The 17,619-nt window shown below is 71.8% G+C and carries 14 protein-coding genes; 4 read left to right on the forward strand and 10 right to left on the reverse strand.

Annotated elements, in window-relative coordinates:
* Positions 1 to 147: 147 nt before the first annotated feature.
* From ACWD6P_RS17985 to ACWD6P_RS18005, 5 genes are all read right to left on the reverse strand, one after another.
* A complete protein-coding gene (locus ACWD6P_RS17985) occupies positions 148 to 1,302 on the reverse strand; it encodes a substrate-binding domain-containing protein (protein WP_451445060.1) in 1,155 nt (384 codons plus the stop codon).
* Positions 1,277 to 2,320, reverse strand: a complete 1,044-nt coding sequence (locus ACWD6P_RS17990; protein WP_451445061.1) for an ABC transporter permease — start codon at positions 2,318 to 2,320, stop codon at positions 1,277 to 1,279. The genes ACWD6P_RS17985 and ACWD6P_RS17990 overlap by 26 nt, the downstream gene beginning before the upstream one ends.
* Positions 2,317 to 3,852 carry a sugar ABC transporter ATP-binding protein gene (locus ACWD6P_RS17995; protein WP_451445062.1) on the reverse strand — a complete coding sequence of 512 codons (1,536 nt, stop codon included), beginning with the start codon at positions 3,850 to 3,852 and terminating at the stop codon, positions 2,317 to 2,319. The genes ACWD6P_RS17990 and ACWD6P_RS17995 overlap by 4 nt, the downstream gene beginning before the upstream one ends.
* A gap of 95 nt (positions 3,853 to 3,947) precedes the next feature.
* Complete coding sequence (locus ACWD6P_RS18000; protein WP_451445063.1) at positions 3,948 to 6,809, reverse strand: SpoIIE family protein phosphatase; 2,862 nt, start codon at positions 6,807 to 6,809, stop codon at positions 3,948 to 3,950.
* 159 nt (positions 6,810 to 6,968) lie between these two features.
* Positions 6,969 to 7,940 carry a cyclase family protein gene (locus tag ACWD6P_RS18005; RefSeq protein WP_451445064.1) on the reverse strand — a complete coding sequence of 324 codons (972 nt, stop codon included), beginning with the start codon at positions 7,938 to 7,940 and terminating at the stop codon, positions 6,969 to 6,971.
* Positions 7,941 to 8,096: 156 nt separating this feature from the next.
* Between ACWD6P_RS18005 and ACWD6P_RS18010 the strand changes: the two genes are divergently transcribed.
* From ACWD6P_RS18010 to ACWD6P_RS18025, 4 genes are all read left to right on the forward strand, one after another.
* Entirely contained in the window at positions 8,097 to 8,252 is a 156-nt protein-coding gene (locus tag ACWD6P_RS18010; protein WP_451445065.1) for a hypothetical protein, read from the forward strand.
* A 128-nt stretch (positions 8,253 to 8,380) separates the two neighbouring features.
* Positions 8,381 to 9,622: a CaiB/BaiF CoA transferase family protein gene (locus ACWD6P_RS18015; protein ID WP_451445066.1), complete on the forward strand. Its 1,242-nt coding sequence runs from the start codon at positions 8,381 to 8,383 to the stop codon at positions 9,620 to 9,622.
* A 50-nt stretch (positions 9,623 to 9,672) separates the two neighbouring features.
* Positions 9,673 to 10,857, forward strand: a complete 1,185-nt coding sequence (locus ACWD6P_RS18020; RefSeq protein ID WP_451445067.1) for an acyl-CoA dehydrogenase family protein — start codon at positions 9,673 to 9,675, stop codon at positions 10,855 to 10,857.
* A gap of 238 nt (positions 10,858 to 11,095) precedes the next feature.
* A complete protein-coding gene (locus ACWD6P_RS18025; RefSeq protein WP_451445068.1) occupies positions 11,096 to 12,175 on the forward strand; it encodes a mechanosensitive ion channel family protein in 1,080 nt (359 codons plus the stop codon).
* Positions 12,176 to 12,300: 125 nt separating this feature from the next.
* Here ACWD6P_RS18025 and ACWD6P_RS18030 read toward each other — a convergent pair whose 3' ends face one another.
* The 5 genes from ACWD6P_RS18030 to ACWD6P_RS18050 are packed head-to-tail and all read right to left on the reverse strand — an operon-like array spanning position 12,301 to position 17,573.
* A complete protein-coding gene (locus tag ACWD6P_RS18030; RefSeq protein ID WP_451445069.1) occupies positions 12,301 to 12,972 on the reverse strand; it encodes a DUF402 domain-containing protein in 672 nt (223 codons plus the stop codon).
* A gap of 34 nt (positions 12,973 to 13,006) precedes the next feature.
* Positions 13,007 to 14,299 (reverse strand): MFS transporter, encoded by a 1,293-nt coding sequence (locus tag ACWD6P_RS18035; protein ID WP_451445070.1) that lies wholly within the window; start codon positions 14,297 to 14,299, stop codon positions 13,007 to 13,009.
* 45 nt (positions 14,300 to 14,344) lie between these two features.
* Positions 14,345 to 15,565 (reverse strand): phosphonoacetaldehyde reductase, encoded by a 1,221-nt coding sequence (locus ACWD6P_RS18040; protein WP_451445071.1) that lies wholly within the window; start codon positions 15,563 to 15,565, stop codon positions 14,345 to 14,347.
* Positions 15,562 to 16,710, reverse strand: coding sequence for a phosphonopyruvate decarboxylase (aepY, locus tag ACWD6P_RS18045; protein ID WP_451445072.1), 1,149 nt, complete (start codon positions 16,708 to 16,710; stop codon positions 15,562 to 15,564). Before aepY ends, ACWD6P_RS18040 begins: the two co-directional genes overlap by 4 nt.
* Positions 16,707 to 17,573, reverse strand: a complete 867-nt coding sequence (locus ACWD6P_RS18050; RefSeq protein ID WP_451445073.1) for an isocitrate lyase/phosphoenolpyruvate mutase family protein — start codon at positions 17,571 to 17,573, stop codon at positions 16,707 to 16,709. Before ACWD6P_RS18050 ends, aepY begins: the two co-directional genes overlap by 4 nt.
* Positions 17,574 to 17,619: the final 46 nt, after the last annotated feature.

Consider the following 17,619-nt stretch of genomic DNA (forward strand, 5'->3'; position numbering starts at 1 on the left):
GAAGGGAGTTGCGTTCGCGACGGTCACCGGAAGGGGCCAACACAGTGGATGAGGATTGGCGCTGGCGGGATCGTCGCCCGCGACGGGATCGGGGAGTGCTCGCGGCGAGGGCCTGGGTGGGGAGGGGGAGTGGGGAGTGTCCTGGGTCTACCTGCCCCAGATCTTTCGGTACTGCGCGCGGTAGCCGGGCGGATCCCACGTCGTCGCCCCGCGGCTGTTGGCGGCCGTGGCGATATGTACGGGGGCGACGTATCCGCTGGCGGGCCTGCCGGAGAAGGCGCGGTTGAACTCGTCGAGGATCTGCCAGCCCTGCTGGCCGAACGGCTCGGGGACGGTGGCCGCCTGGAACTGTCTGCTGTTGATGCGTTGGAAGGCGGAGGGGTCGCCGTCGCCCGCGCCGATGTTGTAGGGAGGGCCGGTGCCCTTCTTGCGGGCGGCGCGCAGAGCCGGGGCGGCGTCGGCGAAGTAGACGTCGTTGATGGCTACGGAGTGGGTCCAGGTGTCCGGGAAGCGGGAGAGGAGGGAGGAGATCTCCTGGGGGGTTCGGCTGCTGGTGTCGGAGATCGGGATGTTCTCCTCGGTCAGGATCTTCACGCCGGGACAGGTGGCGAGCTCCTTCTTGATCAGTTCGGACTTGTTCCTGGCGAACGGAATCGAGGCGTCGGTGAACACGACGACTCCGGCGCGGCCGTGGGAGTGCGTGATGATCCAGTCCGCGCTGACCTTCGCGACGTTCTCGACCCGGGTGGTGATGTTGCTGAAGAGCTTGGGGTCCTTGCTCGGGCCGGGGGAGTCGACCGCGTGCCAGCCGACGAGCGGGATGTGCTGTGCGTTGGCCTTCGCGACCTGTTGTGACGTCAGACGGGGGTCGAAGCCGCCGATGACGATGCCCGAGGGCCGCAGGGCGATGGCCTGGCTGAACGCCGCCTGGATGCCCGCGGGAGTGCCCTGGCCGTCGATCACCCGGACCCGCCAGCCGATGGCCTTCGCGGCCTCCGCCACGCCCTGGGCGGCGCCCGCGACACCGGGGTTGGTCATGGTCTGCGCGACATAGACGATGCTCTTGTCGGCGACGGCCTTGGGGCCGCTGGTGGGCCCGTCCGCCGTGGGCTCGGTCTTCTCGGCCTGCTGAACGGCGGCCCTGGCCCTGGCCAGGACGGTGGGGCAGCCCGCCGTGGTCGGCTCGGTCGGGACCGGCTCGCCGCCGCTCGACGCACCGCGCTCGCAGCCGCACAGGAGCGCGGCCGCCAGCGCCAGGACGACCGCAGGGCGGCGGCTACGAGGTGACTTCGGGCGTGTCATGGTGCGTCCGGGCAGGCCGCGTCCGTTGTCGTTGGCGGAGCTGGCGGCGCGCGGCGTAGCCGGCCATGCCGACGGCGATGAGCAAGGTGGCGCCGTTGAACAGCGGGGTGACCCAGAACTGGGCGCCGAGCTGGCCGATGCCGGCGAGGCCGATGGCCAGGATGGTGACGGCGACCAGGGTGCCCAGGGCGTTCGGGCGGCCGGGTCTGATCGCGGTGGAGCCGAGCAGCGCACCGACGAAGGCCGGCAGCAGATAGTCCAGGCCGACGCTGGGGTTGCCGATGCGCTGCTGCGCGGCCAGCAGGACACCGGCGACGCCGACGACCAGACCCGAGCCGGCGAAGGCGTAGATGACATAGCGTCGGGTGGGGATGCCCACCAGCTCGGCGGCGCGGGGGTTGGAGCCGATGACGTACAGGTACCGCCCGAGCGGCAGCCGTTCCAGGAGCAGCCACAGCACGGCGGTGAGGGCGAGGACGTAGAAGGCCGGTACGGGCAGGCCGAGGAACCTGGAGTCGTAGAGGTCCGTGAACGCGGCCGGCAGGCCGTGCGGGCCGGGGACGATCCGGGCTCCGTTGGTGATCCAGCCGGTGAAGGCGTACAGGATGCTGCCGGTGCCCAGGGTGGCGATGAAGGAGTTGATCCTTGCGAATTCGACGACGACACCGTTGAAGACGCCGACCGCTGCCCCGCCGAGGACCACCACGAGGCAGGCGAGCGGCCAGGGCCAGGCTTCGGCGACGATGAGCTGCATCGTCATCACGTGGGTGAGGCCGAGACCGTAGCCGAGGGACAGGTCGAACTTGCCGGTGACGATCGGGATCATCGCGCCGAGCGCGAGGACGGCCGGGATCGCCTGGTTGGACAGGACCGCGGAGATGTTGTCCAGCGTGGGAAAGGTGTCCGGCAGTGCGAGGGAGAAGGCCGCGAACAGCAGGACGGTGAGGGCCAAGAGGCCGTAGGCGCCGACGAGGTGACCCAGCCGGCGGCCCAGCGGAGGACGGGGGGAGGACGTCATGGTCCCGTCGTCCCGGTCAGCGCGGTCATGGCCGACGAGGCGCGGGCGAGTCCGGCGACGGTCAGGGCCCGGCCGCTCAGCTCCGCCGTCACCGCTCCGCGGACGAAGACCAGGGCGCGCTGGCACACGTTGGCGACCTCCTCGAAGTCGGTGGAGATCAGCAGCGCGGCGAGGCCCCCGGCCAGCGCGTCCTGGAGCAGACGGTAGATCGCCGCCTTGGCGCCGATGTCCACCCCGGCGGTCGGCTCTTCGAGGATCAGCAGCCTCCGGTTCATCCGCAGCCACCGGCCGAGCAGGACCTTCTGCTGATTGCCCCCGGACAGCGAGGAGATCGGCACCTCGGTGTCCCGGGGGTACACCGAGAACCGTTCGGCCAGGGCGGCGGCCTCGGCCCGCTCGCGCCGGGGGCTCATCCAGTGCAGCGCCGGCCGGCCGTGTGCCCGGGGGTTCGTCAGGAAGTTCTCCCGCACCGTCAGTTCGGCGGCGCAGCCCTCTTCCTGACGGTTGCTGGTCACCAAGCCCACGCCCGCGTCGACCGCGGCGGCGACCGAGTGCGGTGCGTACGGCCGGCCGTCGAGCAGGACCGTGCCGCCGTGGATCCGCCCGGAGCCGGCGAGGGCGCGGCCCAGTTCCATGTGTCCGGCGCCGGTGAGGCCCACCATGCCGAGGATCTCACCGGCCCGCAGCTCCAGGCTGACCGGTCCGGTGTGCTCGGTCCGTACGCCGTCCAGGCTCAGCACGGCCGGGCCCGCGGCCGGGACGGACCGGTAGCCGCCCGGTTCCCGGCCGACGATGTCGCGCACCAGCCGGGCCGGGCTGTAGCGGGCGAGCGGGCCCCGGCTGATGAGGCGGCCGTCGCGCAGCACGGCGAAGACATCGGCGACCTTGTACACCTCGTCCAGCCGGTGGGTGACGTAGACGATGCCGTGGCCCTGATCGCGCAGGGTGTGCAGTACGCGGAAGAGCCGGGCGCAGTCCGCTGCCGGGAGGCTGGCGGTCGGCTCGTCGAGGACGATGAGTCCGGCCTGGGTGGACAGCGCGCGGGCGATGGCCACCAGGGAGCGTTCGGCCCGCGGGAGGTCGGTGAGGGGAGCGCGCGGGTCGAGGTGTGCGGCCACGATGTCCAGGGCCTCGGTGCACCGTCTGCGGGTCATCCGCCAGGACAGCAGTCCGGCGCGGCGTGGATAGCCGGTGCCCAGGGCGATGTTCTCGGCGACCGTCATCCACTCCACCAGCCCCAGGTCCTGGTGGATGAACGACATGGCGCGGGAGGCGGCCTCGGAGCCGAGCGGATGCCCGGCGACCGTCACCTCGCCCTCGTCCGCGTGGTGGACGCCCGCGAGCACCTTGATGAGGGTGGACTTCCCCGCCCCGTTGGGGCCGAGCAGCGCGAGGATGCTGCCGGAGTCGACGTCGAGGTCGACCGCGTCCAGCGCGAGGGTGCCGCCGAACCGCTTGCTGAGACCGCGTACGCGGACGAGGGGTTCTGCGCCGCGGCGCGGGGGAGGGGTGCTTTCAGGAGCGTCGTGCACGGACTTCTCCGGGGGTCGGCCGCTGACACTTCCAGCGTCTGCTGTCGCATTTGCGCATGCTACGGACCTCGTGGGGCACTTTGCCTGACAGTCCCTCAGATGGCGGGAAGGGCATCGAAGTAGCTCTCGACGGCGCCCGACGTTCCGCCGGGCAGCTCCAGGGCGCACTCGGCCCAGATGACCTTGCCGTCGGCGGTGTAGCGGGTTCCCCAGGCCTGTGCGAGCTGCGCGACGAGGAACAGCCCGCGGCCGCCCTCGTCGGTGGTGGCCGCATGGCGCAGATGCGGGGCGGTGCTGCTGGTGTCGGAGACCTCGCAGGTCAGCGCGCGGTCGTAGAGCAGGCGCACCTGGATGGGGGCGGTTCCGTAGCGGATGGCATTGGTGACCAGCTCGCTGAGCAGCAGTTCGGTGGCGAAGGCGACGTCATCCAGCCCCCAGTCGGCCAGCTGGCGGGTCACGGCGGCACGGATCCCGGAGACCAGCGACGGATCGGCGGTCAGGGTCCAGGTGGCGATCCGGTGCGGGTCCAGGGCGTGGGTGCGGGCGACGAGCAAGGCCACGTCGTCGGCGGGGTGGTCGGGCACCACGGTCCGCAGCACCGCCTCACAGGTGTCCTCGGGCGGGCGGTTCGGGTGCGCCAGGGCTCCGCGCAGCCGCTCCAGGGCCGTGTCCAGGTCGCGGTGGCGGTCTTCGAGCAAGCCGTCCGTGTAGAGGACGAGCTGGCTGCCCTCGGGCAGCTGGAACTCGGCGGTCTCGAAGGGGAGCCCGCCCAGGCCCAGCGGCGGTCCGGCGGGCAGGTCGGGGATGGTCACGGTGCCGTCGGGGCCGACCAGGGCGGGCGGCGGGTGTCCGGCCCGTGCCATCACGCACCGCTGCGAGGTGGGGTCGTAGATGGCGTACAGGCAGGTGGCGCCGATCATGCCGGTGCCGTCAGCGGTGGGATCCTCGCTGCCCTCGTCGCGGTCCAGGCGCCCCACGAGATTGTCGAGGTGGGTGAGGACTTCATCCGGGGCGAGGTCGAGTTCGGCGAAGTTCCGCGCGGCGGTGCGCAGCCGGCCCATGGTGGCGGCGGCGTGCAGCCCATGGCCGACGACATCCCCGACGACGAGGGCCACGCGGGTGCTGGAGAGCGGAATGACGTCGAACCAGTCGCCGCCGACACCCGACTCGGCGGGCATATAGCGATGGGCGATCTCGACGGCGTTCTGCTCGGGGAAGCTGTGCGGCAGCAGGCTGCGCTGCAGGGCCAGGACCATGGTGTGTTCGCGGGTGTACCGGCGGGCGTTGTCGATGCAGATGGCGGCGCGTGTCGCGAGTTCCTGGGCCAGCGAACGGTCGTCGTCCCCGAAGGGCGAGGGGTCCCGCGAGCGGTAGAAGCTCGCCACGCCCAGCGCGATGCCGCGGGCGAGGAGGGGGACCGCGATGAGCGAGTGGACGTTGTGGTCGAGAAGGCGCTGGGCGTGTGCCGGGTCCTGGGATATCCAGCCCGTGGCGGTCCGCAGATCCGGCTCCAGTACGGGTTGCCCGGTGGCGAGACACCGCAGCTGCGGCGTGGTGGGGCGCAGATGGACCCGCTCGCCGGCGGGGTAGAACGGGCAGTCCTGGCGAAAGCCGTGCACCACCGTGCGGTAGAGGTCGACGCGGGGGTCGGGCGGCTCCTCACCGCGCAGTACCGCCTCGGGAACGTCGATGGTGACGAAGTCGGCCAGGCCCGGGACGGCCATCTCGGCGAGCTCCCGGGCGGTGTGGCTCACGTCCAGGCTGGTGCCGATGCGGGCGCTGGCCTCGGACAGCAGCTCCAGCCGCCGCCGGGCCGCCACGGCGTACTTCCCGACCCCCGGCTCGCCCACCATCACCAGGCCGCTGGTCGCCCGGTCGGCCGCACGTCCGGCCGTGCCGGGTGCGCCGGGCCTGTGGGCCGTCGTCGCCGGCCGCCTGCGCACCGACTCCGGAACGCGCCCGGGCAGCGGCACGGCCGGGGCCGGCACCTGCTGTGTCACCCAACCGAGCGGACCGGGTGTGACCTCGGCCTGTGCGGAAAGGGTGACGTGCTGATGCAGTGCGGGGAGGACCGCTTCGATGACGACGCCCTCCACCCCGGAGGCGCTGGTCACCGGGCGGCTCAGCAGCGTGACGCGCCGACCGCCGGGCAGCGCCACCTCGACGGCGGCTCGCTGGGCCGCGGAGATCAGATCGGCGGCCTTCTCCTTGAGGATCATCTGGTCCCGCCAGTCCAGCCCGCTCGCGGCGAGCTCGCCCAGCTCCCCGTCGCCCGTCGCCTCGCGGGCCGGCGAGCGGCGCCTGGCGTCGAGGTACGCCTGGAGCAGGGCGCGCTCCCGCGTCGAACTCTGCTCCAGCAGCCGCCGCTCGATGGCGCCGGCCGCCCTGCGGATCACGGAGTTCAGCGCCGCCTCGGCGTCGGCGAGCGGATAGCCGAAGCAGAGGATGCCTTCGATGCGCCCACTGAGCAGGTCCCGGACCGGAATCGCGGAACACGCACTCGACTGCGAGCGTTCGGCGAAGTGCTCAGCGCCATAGACGTTGATCAGCTGCCGCTCCGCCAGCGCCAGCCCGATCCCGTTCGTCCCGCCGAACTGCTCGGCGAAGACGAAGCCCGGGACGCTCTGGATCGCGGCCAGATGCCTGACCAGCGAGGCCTCGCCGAACCGGCGTTGCAGCACCGCCCCGCGCCCGTCGGCCAGGGACACATTCATGTTCCTGCCAGCGAACCTGGCCTGCAGCCGGTCCAGTACGGGCTCGGCAGCGCGGACGAGCCGGTTGTCCAGGTCGAGGTCCTGGAGGTAGGGAAGCTCGCACCCTTCCGGCGAGAGCCCGAGCGACAGGGAACGCTGCCAAGAGCTCAAGATCGAGCTGCGCACGGCCCCCTCGGCCGACCCGCCGCGAAGGAACTGCTCACGGGCGTGTACGGGGCCGATGCCGACTCCCATGAGCCCCATCCGGATCACTTCCCACAGCCGTACGTGCCTTACGACCACCCAGACGCTGGAGTAACAGTACGTTTCCACCTAATTGTAGAACTTTGTATATACAACGGCACTGATCAGAAGCGGCTCCGGGGTGCCGGCAGGAGCGGGCGGCGCAGCGCCGCGATCCGCTCACAGGACCGCGACCGGCGTGACGGGCGAGCCGGTGCCGCCGGGGATGTTCAGCGGCGCCACGAGGAGTAGGAACTCATAACGGCCCGTCGCGGCGCCGACCGCGGAGAGCGCTTCGAGGTCGAGGTTGTCCAGGAGCGGCACACCCATCGCGGCGATGGCGAGCGCATGGACCGGCGAGTGCACGCCGTCGACCGGCGAGGGCCGTACGTCACTGTCGCCGTCGCCGCCGAGCAGGGCGATGCCGCGCTCGGCCAGCAGCGGGATCGCGTCCACGTGGAAGCCCGCGCTCGCCGCGTCCGCGTCCCAGGCCCCCAGCTCCTCGCGCCGGCGCAGGCCGCCGGACCGCAGCAGCACCGCATCGCCCTCGTCGATCGAGACATCGAGCGCCTGCTCCGCGGCGACCACGTCCGCGGCGCGCACCGCCCGACCGGGCTCCAGCCATGGCTCCCCCACCACGGCGGGCAGGTCCAGGAGCACGCCCTTGGTCACGAGGGCACCGAGCGCCGACACGGCACCGAAGCGGGCACCCGCGGCGCCGACGCACTCGTCCGCCGCCCGGCCGTCGTAGAGCCGCCCCCGGTAGGCGACATGGGACAGCGCGTCCAGATGGCTGACGGTCTTGCCGTGGTAGTCGACGCCGATGAAGTCCTTGTGGGTGGCGGGCTCGGGGGCCTCCACATCGCCGAGGTCGGACATGAAATGCAGGGCGGGCCTGGGGTTGTCCGGGCCGGGCACGGTGTCCCAGGGCCGCGCCATCGGGACGACCGTTCCGGACCGGACCAGCGCGGTGGCCTGGCGGACGCGTTCCGGAGTGACCCGGTTCCAGGCGCCGCGGTCGGCGGGCGCCCAGCGGCCCCACGTACGGACCGCGTCGAAGAGTGCGTCGAACTCCGCACGGGAGACGGCGGGACCGTTGTCGGCACGGCGGTCCGGGTGGGGAGCCGGCACCTCGCTGGGATTGCTGGTCATGCGCAAGTCTCTTGACCACGCGAGGGCAAAGCACTCCGGGCACGGACAATTTTGCCCTGATGAGCGGTATAAGCGGTATGAGCGGTATGCACGGCCGTCCGGCCGGAGGGTTACGCTGTATTTATCCGCATGTGCTCTGATCTTGTGGAGGCGGCCATGAACCGCGATGTCGAGTACACGACTCCGTCGCAGGCCGAGGGCGAGCGGCTGGAAGAGGACACCGACCCTGCCGAGGAGCGGCACCCCGCCACGATGCGCACCCAGCCGTCCCAGGCGGAGGGCGAGCGCCGGGCGGAGGACGACGAGGCCTGACACGGCGGACCCTTCCACGGCGCTCGGTCACGAACGGCAGCTCCCCGGAGCTGCCGTTCCCGGCTGTCGATACGTGCGGCCGATGGTGGTAGACCAGCAGGGACAACCACCCTCCTGGAGGTCACCGCATGACGGAGCGCCCCGACGAATCGCACGACCGAGCCGAGCCGGCCGACGCACGCCCCGGCGAACGGCCGCTCTCCGGGATCACCGTCGTCAGCGTGGAACAGGCGGTGGCGGCACCCTTCGCCACCCGCCAACTGGCCGACCTCGGTGCCCGCGTCATCAAGGTGGAGCGGCCGGGAGGCGGCGACTTCGCCCGCCGGTACGACACCACGGTGCACGGCGAGTCCAGCTACTTCGTGTGGCTCAACCGGGCGAAGGAGTCCGTGACACTGGACCTGAAATCGCAGCGCGGGCGGAACGTGCTGGAGCAACTGCTCGCCGGGGCCGATGTGTTCGTGCAGAATCTGGCCCCCGGCGCGGCCGCCCGCATGGGCCTGGGGCCGAAGGCCCTCGCCGATCGCTTCCCGTCCCTCATCCCGTGCTCCATCTCCGGCTACGGGTCCACCGGACCGTGGGCCGACCGCAAGGCGTACGACCTGCTGGTGCAGTGCCAGACCGGACTGGTCTCGCTGACCGGGAGCGCCCGGGAACCCGCCCGCGTCGGGGTGTCGGTCGCCGATATCGCCGCCGGTATGTACGCCTACTCGGGCATCCTCACTGCCCTGTTCACGCGCGCGACCACCGGCGTCGCCCGGCCCGTGGAGGTCTCGCTGTTCGAGGCGCTGGCCGAGTGGATGAGCCAGCCCGCCTACTACACCCGTTACAGCGGCAGCCAGCCGCCGCGGGTCGGCACCCAGCACGCCACCATCGCCCCGTACGGTGCCTACACCGCGGCCGACGGCAAGGACGTCCTCTTCTCCATCCAGAACGAGCGCGAATGGGACGCCCTCTGCACCCACTTCCTGAAGCGCCCCGACCTGATCGAGGACCCGCGCTTCGCCACCGGCTCCGACCGCGTGGCTCACCGCGAGGAGCTCGACGCCATCGTGGCCGGGCGGTTCGCGGAGTCGGACAGCGGCGAGGTGATGAGGCTGCTGGACCGGGCCGGGATCGCCAACGCCGGGGTCAACGACGTCGAGGAGTTCCTCGCGCACCCCGTGCTCGACGCCCGGGACCGCTGGCGGGACGTACGGATTCCCGGGGGAGCCGCCGTGCCGGCGCTGCTGCCGCCGGTGGACCTGGGCGGTACCGTCCCGCGGATGGGCGCCGTCCCGGCCGCCGGGGAGCACACCGCGATGATCCTGGCCGAACTGGGCTACCCCACGGACGAGATCGACCGCCTGCGAGCCGACCGCGTCATCTGAGCCACCCGCTCACCACGGCATCGACGCCACTCAGCATGGAGGGGCCCAGCATGAGCACGTACGACATCCTGTCCGAGGACGAGCGGCTGGTCGTCGGCACGGTGCGGGACTTCGTCGACAGAGACGTCAGACCGGTCGTCAGGGAACTCGAACACGCCGACACCTACCCCGGAGCCCTCATCGACCGGATGAAGCAGCTCGGGATCTTCGGACTCGCCGTCCCCCAGGAGTACGGAGGCACCCCGGTCACCACCCCCTGCTACGTCCTGATCACCGAGGAGCTCGCCCGTGGCTGGATGACCCTGGCCGGCGCGATGGGCGGCCACACCGTCGTCGCCAAGCTGCTGCTGCACTTCGGCACCGAGGAGCAGAAGCGCCGCTGGCTGCCGAAGATGGCCACCGGCGAGGTCCGGGCCACCATGGCCCTGACCGAACCGGGCGGCGGCTCCGACCTCCAGGCCCTGCGCACCACCGCCCGCAAGGACACCACCGGCGACGGGGACGGGCACGGCTATGTGATCAACGGATCCAAGACCTGGATCACCAACTCGCGCCGCTCACAGCTGATCGCCCTGCTGTGCAAGACCGACCCGGACGCGCACCCCGCGCACACCGGAATCTCCCTCCTCCTCATCGAGCACGGGCCCGGACTCACCGTCTCGCGTGATCTGCCCAAGCTCGGCTACAAGGGCGTGGAGAGCTGCGAGTTGAGCCTCGACGACTACCGCGCACCGGCCGACGCCCTCCTGGGCGGCGTCGAGGGCAAGGGCTTCGCGCAGATCATGCAGGGCCTGGAGACCGGACGGCTTCAGGTCGCCGCACGGGCACTGGGCGTCGGACGGGCGGCGCTGGAGGACGCACTGGCCTACGCGCAGCAACGCGAGTCGTTCGGCAAGCCGATCTGGCAGCACCAGTCGATCGGCAACTACCTGGCCGACATGGCCACTTCGCTGACCGCGGCACGACAGCTCACCCTGTACGCCGCCCGGCAAGCCGAGGCGGGCCGACGTGTGGACATGGAAGCGGGCATGGCCAAGCTCTTCGCCTCCGAAACCGCCCTGCAGATCGCCCTCAACGCCGTCCGCATCCACGGCGGTTACGGCTACTCGACCGAGTTCGACGTGGAGCGCTACTTCCGTGACGCCCCGCTGATGATCATCGGCGAGGGCACCAACGAGATCCAGCGCAACGTCATCGCGAGCCAGCTCGTCAGGCGCGGCGGCCTCGACCTCTGACCCCGGGCGGCGGCTTTGTTCGTGTCCGCGCGGCCTCGCGGAGGCCGACGGGGCAGGTTCCGTCCCGGGCCCCCCGCCGCCTGCCGCGCCGCGTGCGGCAGGATGGCAGCTTGTGCCGAGTGCGTCCGTGGATGTCTCGGTGCGTTCACAGTCGTAGCGACAAGCAGGGTGGCAAGGTGACGAAACATCACATCCCGTGCTCAGCAGAGCTGTCTTTCCGGGCCATGGGAGCCGGCCGGTGAACCGTGCGCTCACACTGCATGACGTGATCGTCGCCGGGGCGGCGCTGGCCGCCGGTATCGTGGCCGGCCTGCTGCTGCGAGCCGCCCTGCGCTGGCTGGGCAAGCATGCGCGCAGGACACGGTGGAGCGGCGACGACATCGTGGTGGACGCCTTGCGGTCGGTGGTGCCCTGGGCCGCGATATGCGCCGGTCTGGCGGCGGGCACGGCGGCGCTGCCCCTGACGGCGACGGTCGGACGCAACGTCAACCGGGCGCTGATCGTGCTGTTCATCCTGGTCGTCACGCTCACCGCGGCACGGGTGATCACCGGACTGGTGAGGTCCCTGGCCCAGTCCAGATCCGGAGTGGCCGGATCGGCCACCATCTTCGCCAACATCACGCGCATCCTGGTGCTGGCGATGGGCTTTCTGGTCGTGTTGCAGACCCTGGGCATCTCCGTGGCCCCGCTGCTCACCGCGCTGGGGGTGGGCGGCCTCGCGGTCGCTCTGGCGCTGCAGGACACCCTCGCCAATCTCTTCGCCGGTGTGCACGTCCTCGCCTCGAAGACGGTGCAGCCCGGTGACTACATCCGGCTCAGCAGCGGCGAGGAGGGCTATGTGGTCGACATCAACTGGCGCAACACCGTGGTCCGTCAGCTCTCCAACAACCTGGTGATCATCCCCAACGCCCAGCTGGCCGGCACCAACATGACCAACTTCACCCGGCCGGAACAGCAGCTGTCGATCCTGGTGCAGGTGGGAGTCGGTTACGACAGCGATCTCGAACACGTCGAGCGGGTCACCACCGAGGTCGTCAAGAGCGTGATGACCGACGTCAGCGGCGCCGTCCCCGACCACGAACCGGCCGTCCGCTTCCACACGTTCGGAGACTCCAGAATCGGCTTCACCGTCATCCTGGGGGTCGGCGAATTCAGCGACCAGTACCGGATAAAGCACGAGTTCATCAAGCGCCTGCACCAGCGCTACCGCGCCGAGGGCATCCGGATCCCCGCCCCGACGCGGACCGTGGCCCTGCAGCAGCAGCCCGACGGGGTCGCGATTCCGCACCAGCGTGAGACATCGGACCTGGTGCCGTAGGAAGCCGCCGTGGCGGCGCATGCCGGTGGGTGTCCTCGGGGCAACCACCGGCATGCGCCGTTTCCGGACCACATCCGCGTACGCCGCTACCGGTCAGGGTTACCGTCCTGTTCTGCGACGGATGGTTACGGATGGTTGGCGTCGGACCGGATCGGCGGGGAGAGGGCGACCCGCGGCGGTGCGGTCCAGGCCGGGTCGGGGCGCCAGTCGGCCCACTCGGGGCTCCACCACTGCTCGCCGTGGTCGATCAGCGCGGCCACCCGGGACGCCTCGGTGCGTACGGCGGTGGCTTCGGCACGGGTGAAGCCACCGGTCGCGGCGCGGTGTGCGAACTCCTGGGCGTCCTTCCACCGGTACGCGCCTCCGTCGGCGGGCAGCCACAGGTCCAGCTCCTGATCGAGGGTGTCGAAGCCGGACTCCGTGCGGCGGAAGGGCTGTTGAAAGTTGATGTACCAGCCCTGGAAGACGCCATCGCGCCGGCGGGGCCATACGCCGTAGCCGTCGCCGGGGCGCTGCAGCTGGACCAGGTCGTCCGACTGCCAGGTGTCACCGATCCGCTGCCAGGGATGCGGACCCCACCGGAACGGGCCCTTGCCGTAGGTCAGCGGAGTACCCCGGGCCAGGTGGACCGCCAGCAGATCGTCGCGGTCGACGATGACCCGTACGGGGTAGAGAAGCCATTCGCGGCCGTCCAGGATCTCCCGGCGGATGACGACCTCGCCCGGGGTGAAGCGGCGGGGAGCCGTCCCCGGCTGGGGCGGGCGGGGTGTTGCGGGGTGCGGTGCGCGGTCGGGCATCGGGTCTCCTGGTCGGGCGGTGGGACGATCCCGGTCAGGCATCGTCGTCGGCTCCTGGCCGGGGAGCGGCTGATCCGGCCGAGGCGCCGGGCACGAAGCGCCGCAGCAGGGGGTACATCGCCGCGGCCACTGCCAGCAGTACGGCGCACAGCAGCAGCCAGCCGCGCTCTCCGGGGGCGGTGACGAGAGCGGTGAGCGCCAACGGGCCGATCAGATTGCGGGACGCGGTCCTGCCGAGGCCGAACGCCGACAGGTACTGGCCGCGCAGCGCCTCGGGCGCGAGGGCGAAGGACAGCGTCCAGGACGCGGCGACCTGCAGCACCTCCGCCGCGGTGAGGGCGAGCACCGCGGCCGTGAGCAGGACGACGGTGGCCGTTCCCCGGCTCGCCCCGGCGGCTGCGAACAGCGCGCAGGCCGCCACGAGAGCGGCGGCGACCACCGTGTAGCCGCGCGTCGCCGAACGGACCTCGGCGCTGAGCCGCCCGGCGGGCACCTGAACGACGATGCACAGTGCGGTGTTGACCGCGAAGAGCACCCCGACCATGAAGCCCGGCGCGTCGGTCCGGTCGACCACCCACAGCGGCATCGCGATGGCCAGCAGCGGCTGCCACAGGGACAACAGGCAGTCCAGAAAGGTGAGTCCGAGCAGAGTGCCGTCGCGCAGCAGCACCTTGCCGCTCATCCCGGGACGACGCCCCGCCGGCCGGGGCGCCGGCAGCCGCAGCAGTACGGCCGTGGTGGCCAGGAACGCCGCGGCGTTGGCCACCAGGAGCACGGCGAACGCCCGATAGGTGCCGACGCCGATGGCGTACCCGGCCAGCGGCGTGCTGACCGTGACGGCGACATTGACGATCACCCGGTACACGGACAGCAGACGCACCCGGTCCGCTCCGTGGGCGACCTCCGCGGCGAGCGACTGCACCAGCGGTGTGGTGGCCTGGTCGCCCAGGAGCCGGAAGGCGGCCACCCCCACCAGGCCCCACCAGTCGGACACCAGCAGATAGCCGAGGGTGGCCGCGGTGCGCACCAGGTAGAGACCGATGAGCACCTGTTTGGGGCTGAAGCGGTCCGCCAGCGCGCCCACCGGTACCGCGGCCGCCATCGCCGCCACACCGGCCACCGCCAGCCCGCTGCCGACGGCCGGCGCGGACAGTCCGACGATCTTGGTGAAGTAGACCGTGGACGCGGCGAGCAGCAGCCCGGTGCCCAGCCAGTCCACGGCGCCGGCCAGCAGCAGTCTGCGCATCGGGCCGGTGAGCCAGCCGGGACGGCCGGCTTGTCCGTGTGCGTCGTGCCTGGTCACAGGGGTGGCCCGGGTCTGTTCCAACGTGCTTCTTCCTCATGGTCGTTCCGGGGGACGGGCCGGCGGCGGTCACCGTACGTCGGCGAGCGCCGCCGTCACCAGGCGGTCGTCGAGGGCGACCGGGTTGTTGTCGGCCCGGCCCGGCACACTGCCGTGGGCGATCAGCTCCGCCAGGTCCCGGTGGCGCACGCCGTACGCCCCCAGGTCCGGCGGGAAGCCGGCGGTGCGCAGCAGCCCCGCGAGGAACTCCGCCGGCTCCCCGCCGCGGGCCAGCGGCTCCGCCGCCGTGCGCAGCTCCGCCAGCCGGCGGCCGACCTCGTCCGCGCCCCGCTCGTCGCGGCAGTGCTCGGCGAGGTGGCGCTCGTTGTACGCCCACAGCCAGCGCAGATTGAGCAGACACGCCACGCCGTGCGGTACGCCGTAACGGGTGGTGAGCCGGTAGGCGAAGGCGTGCGCCGCCGTGGTGCGGGTGACGTCGATGGCCAGACCCGCCCGGTGTGCGGCCGCCGCGAGACGGGTCAGCTCCGCCTCGTCCTGGGTGTCGAGCCCCGCGGCGAGCAGCGCCGAGAGGTCCTGGAGCGCCGAGCGGGCCAGGTCCCGCGAGTGCGGGGTGGAGCGTCTGCTCCAGTACGACTCCACCGCATGGCAAAAGGCGTCGAAGGCACAGGCGTAGCGCACTTCGCGGGGGCAGTCGCGCAGCAGCAGCGGATCGATGAGCGCGGCGTCCGGGCGTACGTCCGGGCCGTCCAGGGATTTCTTGCGGCCGCCCTGGACGAAGACCGTGGCGAAGCGGGTCGCCTCGCTGCCGGTGCCCGCCGTCGTGGGCACGGCCACCAGCGGAGTGCGCCGAGCGGCCGGGAGCCGCCGCGCCCCGTCCAGGCAGGGCAGGGCCGCGGCGTGCTCGGCGGGCAGCGTACGTACCAACTTCGCGGTGTCGATGGCGCTGCCGCCGCCGACGGCCACGATGGCATCGGGCCGGAAGGCGTCCCGGACCGCGCAGCCGGCCAGTGCCTGCTCCAGGGTGGGGTTGGGTGCGAAACCGGTGAATGTCTCGACCGTCCCGATACCCGCGGCGTCGAGCCGCTCGTGTACCTGGTGGCGGATGAGGCCCCGGGTGCTGGCGACGACCAGAACGCGCCGGGCGGCCCAGCGGTCCGTCAGCAGCCGCCCCAGATCGGCCAGTCTGCCCGGGCCCGTCAGGACGTCGAGGGCCGGCTGGCGCGCCGCATCCGGTGCCGCTCCGGATGCCCGTTGCTGCGCTCGTCCCTGCGCCTGTGCCGGTGCCGTCATGGTGCGGTCCACGCCGGCCGTGCCGCGAAGCTGCCGGTGAAGCGGGCGTGGATGTCGGCGGCCGTCATGGCGGAGGTGGCGCGGGGCGGCGCTCCGCCGTCGCCGGCGAGGGTCCGGACGACCAGGAGGTGCGGCCCCGGCTCCTGCCGGATGTACGCGGCCGCCCGAGCGATCTCCGCCTCGTCCTGGGCGAGCGTATGGCTGCGGTAGCCCGTCGCCCGGCCGACGTCGGGGAAGGCGACCGCGGCGGAGGTGGTCGGCTGGGCGCCGGTCGACTCGTAGACGCCGTTGTCGAGGATGACGTGGACGAGATTGGCCGGGGCGGTGGCGCCGACCGTGCTCATCGACCCGAGGTGCATCAGCGCGGCACCGTCGCCGTCGAGCACCACCACCCGCTCGTCCGCCGGCCGGCTCAGCGCCACCCCGAGGCCGAACGCGGCCGCATGGCCCATGGAGCCCTGCATATAGAAGTGGTGCGGGGCGTCCTTCTGGGCGAACAGCTCACGGGCCGTGTAGCCGGTGGTCGCCACCACGGCCGCCGCGTCGAGCTGGCCGACGACCGTGCGCACGGCATCCTGCCTGCTCAGCCCGGCCGTTGCGGGGGCACGGCCGGTGGCGGCCCCGGCCTCCGGCACCACCTCGGCCTTGCCCACGACGCCCTTGGGCACCAGCACCACCGCCGGGCGGCCCTGGGAGAGCTGCCCCGCCGCGGCGGTCAGCGCCTGGTCGAGGCCGGTGCGGTCGCAGTCGGAGGGCAGGGTGTGGTGCCAGACCCCCATCGCGTCGAGCATGCCGTGGGTGCTCGGCCCCATGACCGCGTGCTGCGGCTCGTCCCCCGCGGGGTCGGGCCAGCCGCGCAGGCTCATGAAGAGCAGTACGGGGATGTCGTAGGGCATCGACAGGGAGGTGAGCGGGTTGACCAGATTGCCGAAGCCGGAGTTCTGGGCGAAGACCGCCGAGCGCACTCCGGTGGCGGCGGCCCCGGCCGCCAGCGCCCAGGCCGCGCCCTCGCTCGCCGCGGGCACATAGCGGCCCTGCTCGGTGAGGTGGACGATCGGGCCGTTGAAGTAGGAGCAGGGCACGCCGCTGACGAAGTCGATCCGGTGGTCGAGCAGTGCGGCGGTGAAGTCGGTGGCGCTGATCACGCTTCCAGCTCCATCCAGCGGGCCAGGCCCTGCAGTTCGAAGATCTCCGACACCGGTGCGATGTCCTCCTCGACCGCGGTGGAGGCGCCCTTCTCGTAGATCGTCCTGAGGGTCTGCCGTACGGACTGGACGTTCGCGCGCAGCGCCTGGTTGGCGTAGATCACCATGGACACGCCCGCGGCATGCGCCTCGTCCGCGCTCCAGTCGGGGTAGGTGGTGGGCACGATGACCACCGGCACCCGCCCGTCCCAGCCGCGCAGGAACTCCTCGATCTGCAGTGGTGTCTTCGCCTTGGAGTGCACGAGTACGGCGTCGGCCCCGGCGTCCGCGTACGCGCGGCAGCGGTGCAGGGCCTCCTCCGTGCCCAGGCCGTTGATCAGCGCCTCGGTGCGGGCGATGAGAAAGAACTCGGAGCCGGTCTGGACCTCCTTGGCGGTGCGCAGCCGGTGCGCGAACTCCGAGGTGTCCAGCAGGGTGTGCTCCGTGGCGACGAAGCTGTTCATCTTGGGGAAGACCTTGTCCTCCATGGACACCGCGGTGATCCCGGCGGCCTCGTACTCGCGGACCATGTGGGCGACGTTGAGGACGCCGCCGAATCCGGTGTCGACATCGGCCACGACCGGGATGGCGCAGGCGGCCTGCATCTGTGCGGCGGCCTCAAGATAGTCGGTCATCGTCAGCAGGCTGGCGTCCGGCAGGCAGCGGGCGGCCGAGGTCTCGAAGCTGGAGGCCCATACGGCTTCAAAGCCGGCCTGCTCGACGAGGGCGGCGCCCAGAGCGTTGTGCGCACCGGCGGCGCGGACCAGCGAGCCGGATGCCAGCGCGGCACGGAGGCTGGTGCGGGTGTGGGTGATCGGTGCCATGACATGACTCCTCGGTGTCGTGGTGAACGGAGGGGTGGGTGAACGG

Source organism: Streptomyces sp. NPDC002446 (genome assembly GCF_053595675.1).